The following is a 20433-nucleotide window of genomic DNA, read 5'->3' as shown; positions in this document are numbered from 1 at the left end:
TATATTTGCGCCCTTATGAATTCCAAGCCGTTTTTGAATACAGTGTTATCTCCCAGGTTATTAGACCTGTATGATATTTCGAATTGTGTAGTAGTGATTATTGACGTATTCCGTGCTACATCCACAATTGCTACCGCTTTATATAATGGCGCAGCCAAGGTAATTCCGGTTGACAGTGTGCCACGTTGCATTGAGCTGGGTAAAATTACGGGAGGCATTACTGCAGGCGAAAGAGACGGCAAAGTGGTAGAAGGCCTGCAACATGGCAATTCTCCGGCAGAATATCCACGCAGTTTTATTGAAGGACAAACCCTGGTGCTTACTACCACCAACGGTACCAAATTATTACATATGGCACTGGAAAGAGGTGCATCGGAGGTAATTACCGGCTCTTTTCCCAACCTTTCTACAGTTTGTGATCACCTAGTGCATTCTGGCAAAAACGTTATCCTGGGATGTTCTGCCTGGAAAGATAAGTTCAATCTTGAAGACACTTTGTTTGCAGGTGCTGTAATTCAACGTATTAAAGAGCATTTTACCATTCATTGCGACAGCAGCTTAATGGCCGAAAACATGTATGCCTTGCATCAGAACGATATGCCCAGTTTTATCAGAAAAACTACCCATTGGCACCGCCTGGCTGCTTATGGAATGGAGAAAGACCTGGATTACTGTGTAAGTATTGATGTAGCTAACGTTTTACCGGTATATACTAACGGTGCGTTACTCGTAAATCCTCAATAATGTTGTTTTAACATTCAGTTACCGGTTTTTTTACTTAAAAAAGGCTCAGGTCTGCGGTTTATTCCTTTACTTTTGCAAATTGTCCTTTTCTGAACGGGGCATAGTTGATAAAGCATGGCACTACCGCACCTGATCAAATATGTATACAATAACGGAACTGACGAAGTCATTCGCCGTGGCAAGAAGATACACGCCGTTAACAACGTAGAACTGGTTGAATACGATTACTTGCTAGGCTCCGTTACCTTTCGGGTAAAGGACGATGCCTATTCAACGTATTATAAAGTACACATTACCAAGTTCAAAGATCCCAAAACCTTATCTCTTCGTTGCGGTTGCCCTTATAATCTGGGCGAAATTTGCCGCCACGAAGCAGCTGCGCTTTTCCAATTGCAGGAGCTGGTAGATAAAAACATGTTGGGAGAGAAGGACATTGTATACGACCAGCGCCATACGGTAGTAAAAATGAAGCAGTTAGACCTGAAATTAATCAGGTTAATGTCGGCCCCCGCTTCATTCACGCAGGCAGAGACTTATTTACGATCGTCTAAAGCCAATATTCTGGAAGCCAAAGACGAAAGGGTACTTGCCGAGGTGGAATACGATGAGAAGGTGCAGAAAGTACTGATTCAGAAAAATGAAGAACGAAACTTTGACACCAGCTGCAACTGCGGCGAAGATCCCTCCCACCCACTTTGTGTACATAAAACGATACTGCTTCTTCAACTTCTCAATAGCCACGGCCCCAATTATTTTGATTCTATTCGCAACTGGGATAAAGAAAAGGATAAGTTATTAGCCTTATATGGTTATTCATTGGCAGATGACATAGAAGGCAAATTTGAGTTTACTTATAAAGACGGTAAGCCCTTTTTAAGGCTACTGGATACCAGTATAAAAAGGGTAGCATTAAACCCTTCTGCTACTTCGGCTGCACCCAAACCTGTTGTAGCTCCAGTTCTGCCACAGCAGGAGGTAATGGAAGAAGTGATAAATGCTAATGAAGAAGAAGAGAAAAGGCCAGCTTACAAAGTGGGGGTTGTGTTTAGCAACAATCAACACCAGTATCCGTGGCTACAGGTAGATGCTATACAGGGCGAATCCAATGAGGAGCAGAATGCTTTCGTTGGAAAAGTAGAAAAACTAGATCTCGCTAAGTTTATTAATACTGAGATTTTTGATGAAAGCGATAAAGCACTGGTACAGCAATTAAGAAAGCTGTTGCCGGGAGAGGTAAGTCGTTATTTAAACAGAAATTCTCCTTTTAGTGCTATTTGGGAAAACATAGTGCAGCAGCATGATGATGCTTTGCCCGAAGAAACCCGTCATCTCATTGTTGAATACCTGCATCCTCGCTATAAAAAACTGGTAACGGATATTGCCGGCGCTCCTTTTGCATACCTGCTGCCCCCCGGGAAAGCTTTTCAAACAAGTAATCTTCAATCGGTTATATGTGCAGAAGAGTTGATTACACCAGAATTTGTGGTAAATCAGAAGGATGGCAAATTTGAAATCAGTTGTTTTGTAAAAGTGTCAGATGGCAGGTTTAACATCAGCGAAAATGAATTAAGTACTCCGCTGCTATTTAAGTTACATGATGCCTTGTATCTATGGAAAAAGGCAGAAGATGTAATGCTGGCAGAGAAATTTATGCCATCAGGTGTAATTGTAATTGATGAGGAAAACTGGGAAAAAGAGCTGCAGAATTTTGTTCTGCCACTTACCAAGGAATACCAGGTTACCTTTAGCAACGTTCAGAAAGAAGAAGTAAAAGACCTGAAACCAGAAATAAAACTGTTATTAAGGGAAAGGGGCGATTACTTACTATTCCAACCTGTGTTTAGTTATAAAGGTTACGAGGTAAAAGCGGGCGATAAAGAAAAAGTGATATTACCGGTTGCTGATAAGCTATTGGTGATACATCGTAATATAGAAGCAGAAGAAAATTTCTTTAAACAGATAGAAAACCTTCACTCCGGCTTTATTCGTCCCGAAGAAGGCAACCTGCTGGCTTTAAAAGGAGCCGAGGTATTGAAGAATAACTGGTTTTTCCTGTTTGTAGATGCTGTAAAGGAAATGAATCTGCCGGTGTTTGGATTCGAGGCCCTGAAAAGCTTCCGTTTTAACACCGCTAAACCTTCTACCAAAATATTCATCAGCAGTCATACCGATTGGTTTGACGCTAAAGTGGATATTCATTTTGGAGATCAGCAGGTGACTGTTGCCGATGTGAAAAAAGCATTGGCCAACAAACAACAGTATGTGCAGCTACAGGATGGAACACTCGGCATTCTGCCAGAGGAGTGGATTAAAAAATACTCCCTGTTGTTTAGAGTAGGTGATGGGAAAAGCGGCAGCAACATTAAGCTGAGCAAGTACCACTTTAGCGTTATTGAAGAATTATACGAGCAGCGGGATGAGGAAGAGTTGGTTTTCCAGCTAGAAGCTAAGTACGAAAAACTGCGTGAGTTTCAGAATATTCCGGTAGTAGACGCTCCGGAGCATTTACAGCCTATATTAAGACCTTACCAGACATCTGGCTTCCAATGGTTGAATTACCTTAGCCAGGTGCAGTGGGGTGGTATTTTAGCAGATGATATGGGTTTGGGTAAAACCATACAGGCGCTGTCATTTCTGCATCATCTGAAAAAAGAAAATGACGACATGAGGGCTTTGGTGGTATGTCCCACTACCCTGATGTATAACTGGGAAAACGAGATTAAAAAGTTCACGCCTAACTTAAAATATTATATCCACCACGGAGGGCTGCGTAATACAGAAACTTTAATGGACGCATCTATTGATGTAATTATTACCACCTATGGCACCCTGCGCAGTGATATTAAATATTTTTCTGAAATAGCATTTGATTATGTGGTGTTGGATGAAAGTCAGGCTATTAAAAACCCGGCAAGTAAGGTAACCAAAGCGGCCTGTGTATTAAATGCAAAAAATCGCTTGTGCCTAAGTGGTACGCCTTTACAAAACAACACCTTTGATATTTATGCCCAAATGAACTTCCTTAACCCTGGTATGCTGGGTTCAATGGAGTTTTTCAAGCAGGAGTTTTCTGTTCCTATTGATAAGTTTGGCGAAAAAGAACAAAAGGAACACTTGCGTCGCCTACTGTTCCCTTTCATATTACGCAGAACAAAAGAACAGGTCGCTAAAGACTTACCGGCTAAGAGCGAAATGATCCTGTTTTGCGAAATGGGTAAAGAACAGCGCGAAATTTATGATGCGTATCGTAATGATTATCGCGATAAAATTCTGGGTGTAGTAGATTCACAAGGCGTGGGACGATCACAATTGACCATCCTGCAGGGCTTAATGAAGCTGCGCCAGATTTGTGATAGCCCGGCGATTATTAAAGAAGATGAAACTTTCCCCAATGCTTCTGTGAAACTGGAAGAGCTGGGTCGTGAAATATCAGAAAATATCAGCAACCATAAAGCACTGGTATTTTCGCAGTTCCTGGGCATGTTAGCCCTTATAAGAGCCAAGCTAACCGAGCTGGGTATTGACTATGAATATTTTGATGGTAGCACCTCTGCTCCGGATCGTGAAAAAGCAATACGTCGTTTCCAATCCGAAGATTCGTGTCGTGTTTTCTTAATTTCTTTAAAAGCAGGTGGTGTCGGTTTGAACCTTACTGCCGCCGATTATGTTTATATTGTAGATCCATGGTGGAACCCCGCCGTGGAGCAACAGGCTATTGACAGGACACATCGGATCGGACAAACCAAAAACATATTTGCTTATAGAATGATTTGTAAAGACACCGTAGAAGATAAAATATTATTGCTACAGGAGAAGAAAAAAGCGCTGGCGGCAGACTTGATCACAGACGATGCAGGATTTGTGAAGAGTCTTACCAGGGATGATATTGAGTACCTGTTCAGCTAATAAAATGTTCCCGTCCATTTGCTGCTTTACGTAGCAATTTCACCGATGTAAAAGGCTTCTGTAAAGGCTGTAGTAAAGTATTGTTAAAGCACTACTACAGCCTTCGTATGCTCCTGTGCAATACACGGATAAAGCCTATCATTGTTTCAGGTGAATAATCTATTTATTACAACCCATCTATGAAAAAATACAAGCTTGTCCAATTAGCATTGGCTGTGCTATTCACGTGCATGGCTGCATCTGCATTCGCGCAAAGCGGTGGGGCAGGCAGTATTAAAGGCCGTGTACTCGATAGCACCACAAAAGAACCTTTAAAGGGAGCAACGATAAGTTTGTTAAACCCTGTTGATTCAACACTCATTTCCTACCAGGTTTCGCAGAACAATGGAGCATTTAGCTTTGATAAATTACCCTCCGGCAATTATTTACTACAAGTTAGTTTTCAGGGTTATGATAGTTACTTTAAACATGCTACTACTTCTTTAACCCAACCTGTTGCAGAGTTAGGGACTATTAATATGCAACAGGAAGCTAACGTGCTGGAAGGAATTGTTATTAAATCGAGCCCCCCCATTGTAATAAAAAAAGATACTACGGAGTTTAATGCTGCCAGCTTTAAAACCCGGCCGAATGCAGTAGTAGAAGATCTGCTGAAAAAATTACCGGGGCTAGAAGTGGATAGAGATGGGTATATAAAAGCACAAGGAGAAGAAGTAACACGTGTATTGGTAGATGGTAAGCGCTTTTTTAGTGATGACCCGCTTATTGCAACCAAAAACCTACCTCCTGATATCATAGAAAAAATACAGGTGTATGATGCGCAAAGTGATCAAAGTGCTTTGACAGGCTTTAACGATGGAGTAAGGATTAAAACAATAAATATTATTACTAAAAAGAATAAGCGTAAAGGATATTTTGGAAAAGCAGTAGCTGGTAGGGGAAATAAAGACTTATATGAAACCTCATTAAACCTGTTTCGTTTTAATGAAGATCAAAAGATTTCTTTAATAAGCCAGGCCAATAATATCAACAAGCAATCTTTTAGTGCACAGGATATACAGGGAGCTTTGAACGGGGGGGGCCGTAGCCGGCGTTCAGGAGGTGGAAATAACGCTAATGGGTTAATTTCTTCGTACGCTGCCGGTTTGGATTATAGCTCTCCCTGGGGGGCTAATGCCACACTTAGCAGTAGCTATTTATATAGTAAGCAAAATACGAATAAAGATCAGGACACAAGAACGCAAACCTTTGTTACCGCAGATACCATTACTGATAACAAGCAGGCATTAACATCAAGAGGTAGTAATGAAAATCATCGTTTTAATGTAAATCTGGAAAGTAAGCTAAATGCTAATAATACATTGATTCTTCGTTCTACGCTTATGAGGCAAAACGCCACTGCTTATAATTACAGAACTACAGACATTGTCAAAAATCAGGGGATCAAAGTGGGCAATGGTATTTCTTCCAGCGATAATGACAATAGCAGCTCTACTGGAACTGTGGATCTGATATACCAACACCGGTTGAAAAAGCCTGGGAGGTCTTTTTCGTTCGCGTTTAATGGGAACTTTAATTCCAATGATGGAACCAGTAATAACTATTCAGTCAATCAGTCTTATCTGGCAGATGGCATTAACTATACTATAGACACTGTTAATCAACGAAACTATAATAACTCTACCAGCAGAGTATTAAATGGAACTATTACTTATACAGAACCTTTGTCTTTGTATTCGTTGTTAGAACTGAACTACAACTTTTCTGGTAATGTTAGCCATTCAGAAAGAAAAGCATTTGATTACGATTATCTATCACATAACTATAATGTGTTGGATAGTGCACTTACCAATAGTTTTGAGAGTATTAATAATTCAAGCCGTGCTACAGTATTTTATCGCTTTCAATATGAGAAATTTGGGGCAAGCCTTGGCACAGGTGTACAAATAACAGACTTATCAAGCAACAACACCTCCACTGGTGAAAAATTAAAGCAACGATTTAAAAACCTGTATCCTACTGCTTACATTACTTACAGCTTTGCCAGGCAAAAATCTTTACGGGTTACCTATGATGGAAGAACAAATCAACCTAGTGTTACACAGTTGCAGGATGTAACAGATTATTCCGATCCTTTAAACATTAAACAGGGGAATCCGGGATTAAAGCAATCTTTCAATCATTCTTTCAGCGCAATGTATACCGGCTTTAACTCAAGAACACTGAGAAGTTTATCTGTTACATTTTCAGGAGGGCTTACTACTAATAATATTACAAACTCAGTAATAACTATTTTAGATGGCATGAGTAAGCCAGTTGGAGTGCCTGAAACAACACCTGCAGGAGCTACAGTAACCAGGCCTGTTAACCTCAATGGAAATTACAATATGCAGGCTGCTTTTAACTATGGGATACCATTAAAACGGCCTAAGTCAAATTTTAATATAGGAGGAAGTCTGACAAAGTCCCAGTCTGTGAATCTGCAGAATGATACCGAAACGGGCGGTTCTCTTAAAAATTACACCAATAACTATGGACTGTCTGGCTTATTGAGATGGACAACTAATCTGGATAAAAACTTTGATGTCAACTTTACTTCCAATTCTACCTATAATATTGCGCGGTATTCCATCAACTCCTCGCAGAATGGCAACTTCTTTTCAGAGGTATTATCAGCAGACTTTACTTATTACACGCAAAATGGCTGGATTTTTTCTACCGACCTGGATTATAGATACTATGGCCGTGGGGCAGGATATAATACCAGTGTACCGCTTCTTAATGTAAATCTGGCCAAACAGATTTTTAAAGAGAAACAGGGCGAAATAAAGTTGTCTGTATTTGACTTGTTAAACCAAAATGTAAGTATCTCCAGAAGTATTACACAAAACTATATACAAGATGTACAAACCAGAACACTCACACGTTATTTCATGCTGACCTTTTCTTACAGCTTAAAGAAGTTCGGAAGCCACAAAATACCCTCTTTGTTTGGAGGAAAAAGAGATTCAGGAGCTGATGGGCGTGAAACAGGAGCTGGACGTTCCGGGAGCAAGGGGCCTATGTTTTAGGGACCCCCGTGCCATTTTTTACTCCTTAACCTTTTTTTCATAAAAAAATATCCACAGGTTTTCCAAACATTCTTACTTTTACATCTTCAAGCAATATTTGGATCATAATTTCATACAGAACTGAAGTTGAAACAGTACGCCACCCATAACAATTTAGCAGCTTACCACCCTTCTCTGATGGGTGATGTAAACTTTTTGGGTAACATGAACTTCCTGTATTTAATACGACGACCCCGGATTTGATATTTCTTCATAAGCCATTCCCTACAACCTGGGAATATCTCTTTTAAAGCAACATCAGTAAGCGCCTTTGCACTGTTTTTGCTTTACCTCCTCATATAAGTTTTAGTATTAGCGTATTTTCTTAATTAAGGATAGTGGAACATCAAGACATTATAGTTCGTGTAGCCAATAGTGGCGACGTACACCTGGCAGAAACCATTACCGATGAAATGGAAGCATCGGCAAAAGCACGTGGAACAGGTATTGCCAAGCGTTCTCCCGAGTATGTAGCTACCAAAATGCTGGAAGGTAAAGGTGTGATTGCCTTAACCAAAAAAGGCGATTGGGTGGGCTTTTGCTACATCGAAGAATGGAGCCATGGTAAGTTTGTTGCCAATAGTGGTTTAATTGTGTCGCCGGAGTACCGGAAAACGGGTGTTGCCAAGCGTATTAAGAAAAGAATATTCGACTTGTCCAGGGAGAAATATCCTGAATCTAAAATATTTGGTCTTACCACAGGCTTAGCGGTAATGAAAATTAACAGCGAGCTTGGTTATGAACCAGTTACGTATTCTGAACTCACAGATGATGAAGTTTTCTGGGCCGGTTGTAAAAGCTGTGTCAACTACGATATATTAATGAGCAAGGGCAGAAAAAACTGTATGTGTACTGCCATGCTGTACGATCCTAAAGATCACTACGAACCTAAAGAAACCCAGGACTATTTCGAGAAGAAAAGCAAAGTATATGAGCGCCTGATGCGCTTTAAGCAGTTTCTTTTCAGAAAGAAATCAGGCACCAAAAAATCTTTATTTCACACGTTCTTTAATTTCTAAATCAACAAACCATCACATTAGCAATGAAAAAAGTAGTTCTTGGGTTTAGCGGAGGATTAGACACTACATTTTGTGTAAAACATCTGGGAGAAGATAAAGGCTATGAAGTACATAGCGTTATTGTTAACACCGGTGGCTTTAGTGAGGAAGAGTTAAAGAAAATAGAAGCGCACGCTTATAAATTGGGTGTTAAAACCCACACTACAGTAGATGCTGTTAAAGGCTACTACGATAAAATGATCAAATACCTGGTATTTGGCAACGTGTTAAAAAACAACACTTACCCTTTAAGCGTAAGTGCCGAGCGTTTAGTACAGGCCCTGCATATTGCAGAACATGCTAAAGTGCTGAAAGCAGATGCTGTTGCACACGGTAGCACTGGTGCAGGTAACGACCAGGTACGTTTTGATATGGTGTTTAACATCGTATTACCTGGTATTGAAATTATAACTCCTATCCGCGATTTAAAACTGAGCCGTGAAGCAGAGATCGAATATCTGAAAGGCAAAGGCGTGGAAATGAATTTTGAAAAAGCAGCTTACTCTATCAATAAAGGTTTATGGGGTACCAGTGTAGGTGGTCGTGAAACTTTGTCTTCTAAAGGTTTATTACCGGAAGAAGCATGGCCTACACAGGTTACCAAAAAAGGCGCAGAAGAAGTAAAACTGCACTTTGAAAAAGGGGAACTGACAGCTGTAAATGATAAAACCTTTGCACATTCTGCCGAGGCTATTCAATATTTACAAACTATTGCAGGCGCGTACGGTGTTGGTCGTGATATTCACGTGGGTGATACTATCATTGGTATTAAGGGACGTGTAGGCTTTGAAGCGGCTGCTCCTATGGTGATTATTAAAGCGCACCATGCATTGGAAAAGCACGTATTAACCAAATGGCAGTTAAGCTGGAAAGATAATATCGCCAATTTCTACGGAAACTGGATGCACGAAGGTCAGATTATGGACCCTGTAATGCGTGATATTGAAGCTTTCCTGCAAAGTTCTCAGGCTAATGTAACCGGCGATGTATTTGTTCAACTGCAACCATATTACTTCCAGGTAATAGGTATTGAGTCTAAATACGACTTAATGAACAGCAAGTTTGGTAAGTATGGCGAAATGAACAACGGATGGACTGGCGAAGACGTGCGTGGTTTTACCAAAATATTCGGCAACCAGACTGCCATGTTCCACATGGTGAAAGAAAGCAACGAACAATAAAGTCAGGGAGAGCAATCTCCCTGCATTCCATATAATTTAAAACTGACAACGACATGGCTATCAGGGCAGGCATAGTAGGCGGAGCCGGGTATACGGGAGGGGAGCTACTCAGGATATTGATCAACCATCCACAGGTAGAGATTGTTTTTGTAAACAGTTCCAGCAACGCAGGTAACCCGGTAAGTAAAGTACATGCAGACCTTGTAGGAGAAACCGACCTGACTTTCTCAGCTGAATTAAGCAACGCCATCGATGTTTTGTTTTTATGTGTTGGACATGGCGATGCCAGGAAGTTTCTGGAAGCAAATACCATAAACGACAACATTACTATTATTGATCTTTCGCAGGATTTCCGTTTACAGGCAACTGCATCTATTGCAAACCGCCAGTTTGTATACGGATTACCTGAATTAAATAAAGCCGCTATTCAAAAAGCAGGCAACATTGCCAACCCGGGTTGTTTTGCTACTGCTATTCAGTTGGGCCTGCTGCCCCTGGCAAAAGCTGGCTTACTCAGTGATATCTATACAACGGGCATCACAGGTTCAACAGGTGCAGGTCAAAGCCTGAGTAATACTTCACATTTCAGCTGGAGGGCTAATAATATTCAGGCTTATAAATCACTGCAGCACCAGCATATCAAAGAAATTCATCAAAGTTTGCACCAGTTACAGGACGATTTTCCTGCTACTGCCGGTACTGAAAACGGTGTACATTTTGTGCCATGGCGTGGCGATTTTACAAGAGGTATTTATGTTAGCTCTACAATAGATTGCGGTTTACCTTTTGAAGAAGTGAAAAAACTGTACACTGCTTTTTATGCAGATGCAGCTTTTACGCATTTTTGCGAGGGAATGATCGATTTAAAGCAGGTAGTTAATACCAACAAATGCCTGGTAAACCTGGAAAAGCAGGGTAATAAAATAGTAGTACATTCTGCTATAGACAACCTGTTGAAAGGTGCCAGCGGACAGGCGGTACAAAACATGAACTTAGTATTCGGTATAGAAGAAACAGCTGGCTTAAAACTAAAAGCTAATTATTTCTAAACACCTATTTTATTAACATTTTAAATCCCGGTTTGGGGTTAGGATATGAATTTATTTGACGTTTATCCAATTAACGAGGTTACAATTGTAAAAGCACACGGTTCCTATGTGTGGGACGCAGATGGTGTGCAGTACTTAGATATGTATGGTGGGCATGCGGTTATTTCCATAGGCCACACCCATCCTCATTGGGTATCGCGAATAGAAGAGCAACTTTCAAAAATTGCTTTTTATTCTAACTCCGTTCATTTGCCTATTCAGCAGGAACTGGCATCCAAACTGGGTAAAGTAAGTGGTAAAGAAGATTATCAGTTATTCCTGGTAAACTCAGGAGCCGAAGCAAATGAGAATGCATTAAAACTGGCTTCTTTTCACAATGGCCGGAAAAAGATAGTGGCTTTTAAAAAGTCCTTTCACGGTCGTACCTCTCTGGCAGTAGCGGTTACTGATAATCCAGCTATTGTAGCGCCGGTAAACGAAACAGAGAACGTGATTTTCCTGCCTTTCAACGACGAAAAGGCACTGGAAGATTGCTTCAAAAAGAATGGTGGTGAAATTTCTTCTGTTATAGTAGAAGGCATTCAGGGTGTTGGCGGTATTAACATCGCCAGCGATACTTTCCTGCAAAAAATACGTTCCCTGTGTGATGAGTATGGTGCAGTATATATTGCTGACTCTGTACAGTGTGGTTATGGCCGTAGCGGTAAATTCTTCTCACACGATTATGCAGGTGTAAATGCTGATATCTACACTATGGCAAAGGGTATGGGCAATGGCTTCCCAATCGGGGGCATCTTAATTGCTCCTCACATCAAAGCTAAGCATGGCTTGTTAGGTACCACTTTCGGCGGCAACCAGTTAGCTTGTGCAGCAGCCCTGGCAGTACTGGAAGTAATTGAAAAAGAAGGTTTGATTGAACAAGCGCGTCAGCGTGGTATGTATCTTACCAACAGGCTGAAAGCAGTGAAGGGTATTGAAAATGTTCGCGGCCGTGGTTTAATGATTGGCTTCGAAGTACCAGAAGAGATTAAAGACTTAAAGAAAAACCTGTTATACAAGCACCAGGTATTTACCGGTGAAGCAAAGCCTAATATTATAAGGCTATTACCTTCTTTGGCTATCGCACGCAAACAGGTAGATGAATTCCTGGAATTATTACAGGAAGAAATCGGTGCATTGAAAGCAGAAGCTGCAGCCAAAGAAGTACCCACAGAAGCAGGAGAATAATAAACACACATAAACAAACCATCTTACATTGAGAAACTTTATTTCCGTTCATGATGTAAAAGACATTAATGCACTGGCAGAAACCGCATTAATGTACAAAGCCGATCCGTTTAAAGACAGGAAATTAGGGGCCGACAAGCGCATTGGCCTGTTGTTCTTAAATCCAAGTTTACGTACCCGTTTAAGTACGCAGGTAGCTGCGGCCAATCTGGGAATGGAAGCTATTGTGTTTAATGTGGATAAAGAAGGTTGGGCGCTGGAATTTGAAGAAGGCGCTATTATGAGCGGAAGTTCAGTAGAACATATCAAAGACGCTGCTCCTATTTTAGGAAGCTATTTTGATATACTGTGTATTCGCACCTTCCCAGGTTTAAAAAACCGGGAAGATGATTATAGCGAGCTGTACATTTCTCAGTTTATTAAATACTGTGGTGTTCCGGTAATAAGCCTGGAAAGTGCCACTTTGCATCCTTTGCAAAGTCTTACCGATATTATCTCTATCAAAGAAACGCTGAAGGAAAACGTAGCGTTTAAATCTATAAATGCCAAGCCTAAAATTGTGCTTACCTGGGCTCCTCACGTAAAGCCATTACCACAATGTGTGGCTAATAGCTTTGCTCAGTGGGTGAACGCATGGGGGGAAGCTGATTTTGTAATTACCCATCCGGAAGATTACGAACTGGCAACCAAGTTTACACAAGGTGCCACTATTATTAACAACCAGGATGAAGCATTAAAAGGTGCTGATTTTGTGTACGTTAAAAACTGGAGCACTTATACCGATTACGGTAAAATATATGAAAACGATCCGGGATGGATGCTTACAGACGAGAAGCTGAAGCTGACAAACCAGGCCAAAGTAATGCATTGCCTTCCGGTAAGAAGAAATGTAGAATTAAGTGATGAAGTCCTGGATGGTCCAAACAGCATTGTAACCAGGCAGGCTTCTAACAGGGTGTGGGCTGCACAGGCAGTAATCTCAGAAATTCTGAAAAACGCATAATGGATAAGCTATTTGTAATAAAAATAGGTGGAAATGTAATTGACAACGAGCAAAACCTTTCCACCTTTTTAAGTGCTTTCGCTGCTATACCTCATCGTAAAATCCTTATTCATGGTGGTGGTAAAATTGCCACCAAAATAGGCGATCAGTTAGGTGTGGCTTCCAACTATGTTAATGGCAGAAGAATTACAGATGATGCTACTATTGATATTGTAACAATGGTATACGGTGGCCTTGTCAATAAAAAGATTATTGCACAGCTACAAAGCAAAGGCTGTAATGCTATAGGTTTAACAGGTGCTGATGCCAACTTAATCCCGGCTGTAAAACGTCCGGTGAAAGAAGTGGATTTTGGTTGGGTTGGCGATGTAAATACTGCAAACATTCCGGTAGACACCTGCCGTTTGTTCCTGGATAATGGCATTCTTCCTGTATTCGCTCCGTTAACTCACGATTCACAGGGACATATACTCAATACAAATGCTGACACTATTGCTTCTTCTATAGCCATTGCATTATCTGCCGCATACGATGTACGTTTAGTGTATTGCTTTGAGAAGAAAGGCGTATTGGAAGATGTGGAAAATGAAGACTCTGTTATTCGCCTTATTACTAAAGACAAATACCAGCAACTGTTAAGCGAAAACAAACTGTTTGCAGGCATATTGCCCAAAATAGACAATGCCTTCGCCGCCATAGATGCAGGTGTGAAAGAGGTGTTGATTGGCGATGCCGCAGACCTGGTACAAAATACAACCGCCCAAACATTGGGAACCCTTATTACTAATTAGTCCGAAATGGAAACCGCTCAATTATATAAAGAGGCGCTGCAATTATTGCAACAATTGATTGCTACGCCTTCTTATTCAAAAGAGGAAGACAAGACTGCTGCTATACTGGAACAATTTCTACAGCAAAAAGGAGTGCAAACACACAGATGTATGAATAATGTGTGGGCTTTAAACAAGCACTTCGATCCTGCAAAACCCACAGTTTTGCTCAATTCACATCACGATACGGTAAAGCCTAATCCGCAGTATACAAAAGATCCGTTTACTCCTGTTATAGAAGAAGGTAGATTGTATGGTTTGGGTAGTAATGATGCCGGTGGATGCCTGGTATCGCTGATGGCCGCTTTTTTATATTTCTACGATCAACAGAACCTGAAATACAATGTAATTATCGGGGCTTCTGCCGAAGAAGAAATTTCGGGTGTAAATGGTATAGAAGCCTTATTGAAAGATGCTGCTTTTACTGCCGCATTAAACAATAAGCCACCAGCCTTTGCTATAGTAGGAGAGCCTACTTTATTAAATCTGGCTATTGCCGAGAAAGGATTAATGGTGCTGGATGGTATGGCACATGGTAAAGCAGGACATGCTGCCAGGGAAGAAGGTGAAAATTCAGTGTACAAAGCGTTGAAAGACATTGAGTGGATCAGCACTTATCGTTTTCCTAAAACTTCAGAATGGTTAGGCCCTGTAAAAATGAGCGTAACCGTTATCAACACAGAAAATAAAGCACACAATGTGGTTCCCGCACAATGCTCCTTTGTAGTAGACGTGCGTGTAACCGATGCTTATACACACGAGGAAGTGCTGGACATTATCAGGCAACATGTAAAAAGCGAAGTAAAGCCCCGCAGCCTGCGTATGCGTGCCACCCGTATAGAAGCCAATCACCCTATTGTGGAGGCGGGTATAGCGCTGGGTAAATCTGTATATGGTTCACCCACCTGTTCCGATAAAGCCTTAATGCCCTTCCACGCATTAAAATGCGGTCCTGGCGATAGTGCGCGTAGCCATACTGCAGATGAATTTATTTATGTAGAGGAGATTGAAAAGGGGATAGAACATTATATACAACTGTTAAACAAAGTAGTGCTGGCTTAAATAATAGAATCCGGCTACGCTTGATGTAAAATATTTGAACAATGAAACTCTGGTCAAAAAATATTGATTCTTTAAAAGAAGTTGAACTGTTTACTGTTGGTAAAGACAGAGAGTTTGATTTGTTACTGGCCCCTTTTGATGTGCTGGGAAATATTGCCCATGCAAAAATGCTGGCCACTGTAGGTTTATTAACTACTGAAGAAGCAGAAATTCTTGCCAAAGAGTTACATCAAATTTACGCAAGCATACAGCAGCACCCTTCTTTACCTGCTAATGGCAATAAAGGGGAAGCCGCTTTTGTTATTCAGGATGATGTAGAAGATGTGCATTCACAGGTAGAGTTTTTGCTCACGCAGAAACTGGGTGATATTGGAAAAAAAATCCACTCAGCCCGCAGCCGCAACGACCAGGTTCTGGTAGACGTAAAGCTCTTCCTCAGGGCGGAGCTGGAACAAACGGTACATGCTGTTCAATCTTTCTTTGAACTGCTGACAGCTAAAAGCGAAGAATTCAGAGAATACCTGCTGCCAGGTTATACCCACTTGCAGCTGGCCATGCCTTCCTCTTTTGGTTTATGGTTAGGCGCTTACGCGGAAAGTTTAGTAGACGATACTATTACGCTGAAAGCAGCCTACGATGTAGTGAATAAAAACCCGCTGGGTTCTGCTGCAGGATATGGGTCTTCTTTCCCTATCAACAGAACATTGACGACACAGTTATTAGGCTTTGCCGATTTAAACTATAACGTAGTATATGCACAGATGGGACGTGGTAAGGCTGAACGTATTGTAGCCATGGCATTAGCTAACGTGGCTGAAACTTTGGCTAAGCTGTCTATGGATGCCTGTTTGTTCCTGAATCAGAATTTTGGGTTCATCAGTTTCCCGCCACAGTTAACTACTGGTTCCAGCATCATGCCGCATAAGAAGAATCCAGATGTATTTGAATTAATCCGCTCTTATTGTAATCGCATTAAGGCATTACCGAATGAAATAATGATGATGACCACCAATTTACCATCTGGTTACCATCGCGATCTGCAATTGCTGAAAGAGCATTTGTTCCCGGCTTTCACCACTTTACGCTCTTGTATGGAAATGGCAGGATTGATGCTTTCTAACATGGAAGTGAAGAAAGATATTCTGCAGGATGAAAAATACAAGTACCTGTTTAGTGTGGAAGAAGTAAACAAGCTGGTACTGGAAGGGCTTCCATTCAGAGACGCCTATAAAAAAGTGGGCCTGGACATAGAAGCAGGCCAGTTTACCTATAGCACAGAAGTAAACCATACCCATGAGGGAAGCATTGGTAATCTGTGCAACCATAAAATTACGGCTAACATGCACGAGGTACTTTCCTCTTTCGAGTTTGAAAATGCTTCAGGTGCGTTGGAACAATTACTGAAAGGGTAAAGCTTTAACGTTCATTAACCTTTCACTAAACTTGTTTAACCCATCTTGTTAAAAGGGTAAATTACGTTTGGGCAAAATATTTGCCCATGCCTAAAAGCTTTACCCTTTTAATTCTTTCCATTGTGTTTTGCAGTGTTTCCTTTGCTCAGAAAACAACGGTAAAAGGTAGAATTTACGATAGTTCCCTACACAAGGGACTGGCGTATGCAACCGTATCACTGGTACACGAAAAAGATTCTACCCTGGTAACATTTGGTCGTGCAGACTCCGCCGGCTATTTCTCTTTTAAAGCTATTGACAAGGGCACTTATCTGTTATCCACCTCTTATGTGGGCTATCTTCCCGTTTGGAAAAAGCTAACTGTACAGGCACAGGAGCAAACTGAATTCATTCCGGATGTAAGTATGACAGACCTGGTTACTGCACAAAATGTAACGGTAGTATCTAAACGTCCCCCGGTTACAATGAACAATGACACATTGGAATTTAACAGCGAAAACTTCAAAACCCAACCCAATGCGGTGGTAGAAGACATGCTTAAAAAAATGCCAGGCGTAACCATAGAAAGCGATGGTTCGGTAAAGATTAATGGTCAAAGTGTTCAGAAAATATTGGTGAACGGCAAAGAGTTTTTTACGGGCGATCCTAAAATGGCCACAAAAAATTTGCCTGCTGACGCAGTAGATAAAGTTCAGGTATTTGATAAGAAGAGCGATCAGTCTGAATTTACAGGTGTTGACGATGGCAACACTACCAAGACCATCAACCTGAAACTGAAAAAGGATAGAAACAACGCGCTATTTGGTAAAATAAATGGTGCAGCAGGTACAAACAACAGGTATGATGCGCAAACAAGCATTAACCGCTTCAATAATGAAGAGCAGGTTTCTCTGCTGGCAATGGCAAACAATACCAACAAACAGGGCTTTTCTATTGCAGACGCCATGAATTTTTCGGGCTCACTGGCAAGAGGCTTACGCAATGGCGGCGGTATTAATATATCTACCAGTGGTAACGAAAGCGGTTTACCTACCACCGGCCTGGGGCAGAACCAGCAAGGGGTAGCTACTACTTTTGCAGGTGGTGTTAACTATAATAATAACTGGCAGCAAAAAACAGACTTAAATACCAGTTACACAGGTAGCGATATGCACCTGGTTGCGGACAAAACATCTAACACACAAAACCTGTCAGCTACAAACAGCTATACCAAAGCAGAGCTGTCTAAAACGATCAGTGATAATGCTCAACATCGAATCAACCTGTCGCTGGATCAAAAAATAGATAGCTCCTTCTCTTTAAAGTTCACGCCTAATATCACCTGGCAAAACACAGGCAGTAACAGCAGCAGCAGTTATACCTCTGTTAACTCCAACAACGTTAAACTAAATGAAGGCACCACCAGCAATATTACCAATGCCGATGCAGTAAACTTCACCGGCAATGTGCTGCTGCGTAAGCGGCTGGCAAAAAAGGGCAGAACGTTATCGGGTAATATCAACACTACCTACAACCATAGCCAGTCAACCGGAAGCCTTAACTCTAATAACGTGTTTTATGATGACAACCAGGTGGCTACTGATTCCATCATTAACCAGATCAATAGCCGCAATGCGGTTACCAAAAGCTATGGGGCAAATGTTACTTATACCGAACCGGTTGGTAAAAAATCCCTGTTAGAGTTCAGCACCTTTGGTAACGTAAGCATAGGAGAGAGCGTTAAAAAAACGTACGATAAAAACACAGGCAGTGGCAAGTATGATATTTTCAACACTTCACTTAGTAACGATTTCACCAGCAATTATACCTATTCAGGCGGAGGAGTAAACTTCAGAACTAATCAGCAGAAATATAATTTCACAGTAGGTACAGCCTTACAATCTGCTGCGTTAAAAGCTGAGAACAATACGGCGGGAATTAATATCCGTCAAACCTTTACGGACATTTTACCTAATGCCAGCTTTCAGTATTTGTTTAGCCGTTTTCGCAACATGCGTTTCGACTATACAGCTTCTACAATACAGCCGAGCGTAACGCAATTACAACCTATTGCCGATATCAGCGATCCGCTGAATGTAACTTCGGGAAATGCGGATCTTAAACGTCAGTACAATCATCTTATTAACATGAACTACTTTGCTGTGAGTCCTGAAAATGGTACAAATGTGCGTGCGTTGGTAAGCTTTACATCCAGTAGAGATGCTATTGTAAATGCAGATAGTGTAAAAGACAATGGCTCACGCAGCAGCAAGCCTGTAAACGCTAATGGCGTATACACACTCACTGGTAATTTCGGTTACGGGTTCTCTGTTAAAAAGCTAAAATCCAGGTTCGATATCGGTTCCAGCATTTCGTATAACCGCAATATTGCCTTCCTCAATAATGAGCAAAATGTAATATCGAATCTTTCTATAGGGCCTATGTTTTCGTGGAATTATGGAATTGATGACGTAATAGATATTCATTTATCATCGAGGTTTAGTATTAGCAAAGCAACTTACTCCTTACAGCCTGCTTCCAACACCAATTATTTGCAGCAAACGTATGGGGGCGACCTTACCTATTATTTACCATGGTCCATGGTATTAAACAACCAGTTTAACTATGTATTAAACTCTGGCAGAACAAGCGGCTTTAACACCCAGGTACCTTTGTGGAATGCTTCTATTGCCAAAAGTTTCCTAAAGAATAAGAGGGCTGAAATAAAGTTAAGTGTGTATGATCTGCTGAATAAAAACATTGGCATTACCCGCACAGCCAGCCAAAGCCAGATTGTGGATCAGCGCTATAATGTATTAAATAGGTATTTCCTTTTGGGTTTTACATATAGCCTGAACAAGTCGGGATTAAAGCAAATGGGCCCACGCATTATGGGCGGGCCACCTATGTAAGCCAGATGAGTAAAGCATGAAAAAGCAAGGCCGGCCTTCTGAAAAGAAGCCGGCCTTTTATAAACGATACATGAAAAGAACAAAAGAGTATTAATTTATCTGGATCATCCTGGGGCCACCCGGCCCACGATTATTAAACATTTCCTGTATTTTCTTATTGTACTCTTCGCGGGTAGTGGCTTTGCCTTTTGCAGGCTCTTTTAAAGCTTTCTTATCTACTTTGTTACTCACCTCCAGGGCAGTAAACAACATTTCTCCATCATTTACATCTACCTGCAGCACTGCACCAGGCAAGCCATTAAACATTTCCGGACCGGCAGGAGTAATAATGCTCTCGGTATACCACGCAACCACCTCTTGTCCGCGTAGTGTTTTCAGCGCTGCCTTTTTGCAGGGATAGTTCAACACGGTTTTGGTTTCATCACTCAACTTCCAGGGTTGAACTTTTACGGTATCTGCAATCAGGAAGGTTTTCTCTCCCAGCTCTGTTTGTTCAACAATTTTCAGATTACTGAAATTGATATACAATACATTGTTTTGTCCAGGCATTCCCGGAGGAGGTCCCATACGTTGACCACCGCCGGGTCCACCTGGACTGCCACCCGGTGCGCCACCTCCCTCAAACGGATCAGGTGCATTTTCTTCTTCCACTGCTTTGTATACACATATACTGTCGCTAAACAGAAGTTGTTGCTTGTTGGTTCTGAATTCGGGCATCATTGCCTTCATCTGCTCGTCTTTCAAACGGCGGTGCAGGTTTATTTTTCTTTCATAAGTAATGGTGCCCTCTTTTGCCTGAGCAGCCACCGAGCAAACCAGCGCCAGGCTACATACTGATAATATTACTTGCCTCATATGGGATAATTGTGCTTTCAAAGCTAGTTTGCCTCATTGTTAAGCATTCTTGGAATAAGGTTAATTAAGGTTAATGGCCTTTCCGGCAGCACGTATATAAGGTTA

Annotated in this window: 13 protein-coding genes; 12 read left to right on the top strand and 1 reads right to left on the bottom strand. The window is 41.3% G+C overall.

The features are described from left to right. Positions 1-15: 15 nt before the first annotated feature. From FLA_RS27405 to FLA_RS27350, 12 genes are all read left to right on the top strand, one after another. A complete protein-coding gene (locus tag FLA_RS27405; RefSeq protein ID WP_076376363.1) occupies positions 16-744 on the top strand; it encodes a 2-phosphosulfolactate phosphatase in 729 nt (242 codons plus the stop codon). A gap of 114 nt (positions 745-858) precedes the next feature. Next, the gene (locus FLA_RS27400; RefSeq protein ID WP_076376361.1) at positions 859-4650 is read left to right on the top strand and encodes a DEAD/DEAH box helicase; all 3792 of its coding nucleotides are present in this window, start codon (positions 859-861) and stop codon (positions 4648-4650) included. 179 nt (positions 4651-4829) lie between these two features. Beyond that, positions 4830-7721 carry an outer membrane beta-barrel family protein gene (locus FLA_RS27395; protein ID WP_076376359.1) on the top strand — a complete coding sequence of 964 codons (2892 nt, stop codon included), beginning with the start codon at positions 4830-4832 and terminating at the stop codon, positions 7719-7721. Positions 7722-8098: 377 nt separating this feature from the next. Continuing rightward, positions 8099-8779, top strand: coding sequence for a GNAT family N-acetyltransferase (locus tag FLA_RS27390; RefSeq protein ID WP_076376357.1), 681 nt, complete (start codon positions 8099-8101; stop codon positions 8777-8779). A gap of 23 nt (positions 8780-8802) precedes the next feature. Then, positions 8803-9999, top strand: a complete 1197-nt coding sequence (gene argG, locus FLA_RS27385; RefSeq protein ID WP_076376355.1) for an argininosuccinate synthase — start codon at positions 8803-8805, stop codon at positions 9997-9999. 53 nt (positions 10000-10052) lie between these two features. Beyond that, complete coding sequence (gene argC, locus FLA_RS27380) at positions 10053-11048, top strand: N-acetyl-gamma-glutamyl-phosphate reductase (RefSeq protein ID WP_076376353.1); 996 nt, start codon at positions 10053-10055, stop codon at positions 11046-11048. A 45-nt stretch (positions 11049-11093) separates the two neighbouring features. Beyond that, positions 11094-12275: an aspartate aminotransferase family protein gene (locus FLA_RS27375; RefSeq protein ID WP_076376351.1), complete on the top strand. Its 1182-nt coding sequence runs from the start codon at positions 11094-11096 to the stop codon at positions 12273-12275. A gap of 28 nt (positions 12276-12303) precedes the next feature. Further along, positions 12304-13278, top strand: coding sequence for a Rossmann-fold NAD(P)-binding domain-containing protein (locus FLA_RS27370; protein ID WP_076376349.1), 975 nt, complete (start codon positions 12304-12306; stop codon positions 13276-13278). Beyond that, a complete protein-coding gene (gene argB, locus FLA_RS27365; RefSeq protein WP_076376347.1) occupies positions 13278-14069 on the top strand; it encodes an acetylglutamate kinase in 792 nt (263 codons plus the stop codon). The genes FLA_RS27370 and argB overlap by 1 nt, the downstream gene beginning before the upstream one ends. 6 nt (positions 14070-14075) lie before the next feature. Further along, entirely contained in the window at positions 14076-15170 is a 1095-nt protein-coding gene (locus FLA_RS27360; protein ID WP_076376345.1) for a M20 family metallo-hydrolase, read from the top strand. Between the two features lie 41 nt (positions 15171-15211). Continuing rightward, positions 15212-16582 (top strand): argininosuccinate lyase, encoded by a 1371-nt coding sequence (gene argH / locus FLA_RS27355; protein ID WP_076376343.1) that lies wholly within the window; start codon positions 15212-15214, stop codon positions 16580-16582. A gap of 86 nt (positions 16583-16668) precedes the next feature. Further along, positions 16669-19473, top strand: a complete 2805-nt coding sequence (locus FLA_RS27350) for an outer membrane beta-barrel protein (RefSeq protein ID WP_076376341.1) — start codon at positions 16669-16671, stop codon at positions 19471-19473. A gap of 90 nt (positions 19474-19563) precedes the next feature. Here FLA_RS27350 and FLA_RS27345 read toward each other — a convergent pair whose 3' ends face one another. After that, positions 19564-20328: a GLPGLI family protein gene (locus FLA_RS27345; RefSeq protein ID WP_076376339.1), complete on the bottom strand. Its 765-nt coding sequence runs from the start codon at positions 20326-20328 to the stop codon at positions 19564-19566. Positions 20329-20433 lie beyond the last annotated feature (105 nt).

It is taken from the genome of Filimonas lacunae (genome assembly GCF_002355595.1).
Lineage (GTDB): Bacteria > Bacteroidota > Bacteroidia > Chitinophagales > Chitinophagaceae > Filimonas > Filimonas lacunae.
Note: the sequence above shows the minus strand (reverse complement) of the source record. Positions and strands in the feature narration are given on the sequence as shown.

Excerpts from the sequence above, each read along its gene's own strand:
- argG (WP_076376355.1), top strand. The coding sequence starts at position 8,803 with ATGAAAAAAGTAGTTCTTGGGTTTAGCGGAGGATTAGACACTACATTT.
- FLA_RS27360 (WP_076376345.1), top strand. The coding sequence starts at position 14,076 with ATGGAAACCGCTCAATTATATAAAGAGGCGCTGCAATTATTGCAACAA.
- FLA_RS27405 (WP_076376363.1), top strand. The coding sequence starts at position 16 with ATGAATTCCAAGCCGTTTTTGAATACAGTGTTATCTCCCAGGTTATTA.
- argC (WP_076376353.1), top strand. The coding sequence starts at position 10,053 with ATGGCTATCAGGGCAGGCATAGTAGGCGGAGCCGGGTATACGGGAGGG.
- FLA_RS27345 (WP_076376339.1), bottom strand. The coding sequence starts at position 20,328 with ATGAGGCAAGTAATATTATCAGTATGTAGCCTGGCGCTGGTTTGCTCG.
- FLA_RS27350 (WP_076376341.1), top strand. The coding sequence starts at position 16,669 with ATGCCTAAAAGCTTTACCCTTTTAATTCTTTCCATTGTGTTTTGCAGT.
- argH (WP_076376343.1), top strand. The coding sequence starts at position 15,212 with ATGAAACTCTGGTCAAAAAATATTGATTCTTTAAAAGAAGTTGAACTG.
- FLA_RS27400 (WP_076376361.1), top strand. The coding sequence starts at position 859 with ATGGCACTACCGCACCTGATCAAATATGTATACAATAACGGAACTGAC.
- argB (WP_076376347.1), top strand. The coding sequence starts at position 13,278 with ATGGATAAGCTATTTGTAATAAAAATAGGTGGAAATGTAATTGACAAC.
- FLA_RS27375 (WP_076376351.1), top strand. The coding sequence starts at position 11,094 with ATGAATTTATTTGACGTTTATCCAATTAACGAGGTTACAATTGTAAAA.
- FLA_RS27395 (WP_076376359.1), top strand. The coding sequence starts at position 4,830 with ATGAAAAAATACAAGCTTGTCCAATTAGCATTGGCTGTGCTATTCACG.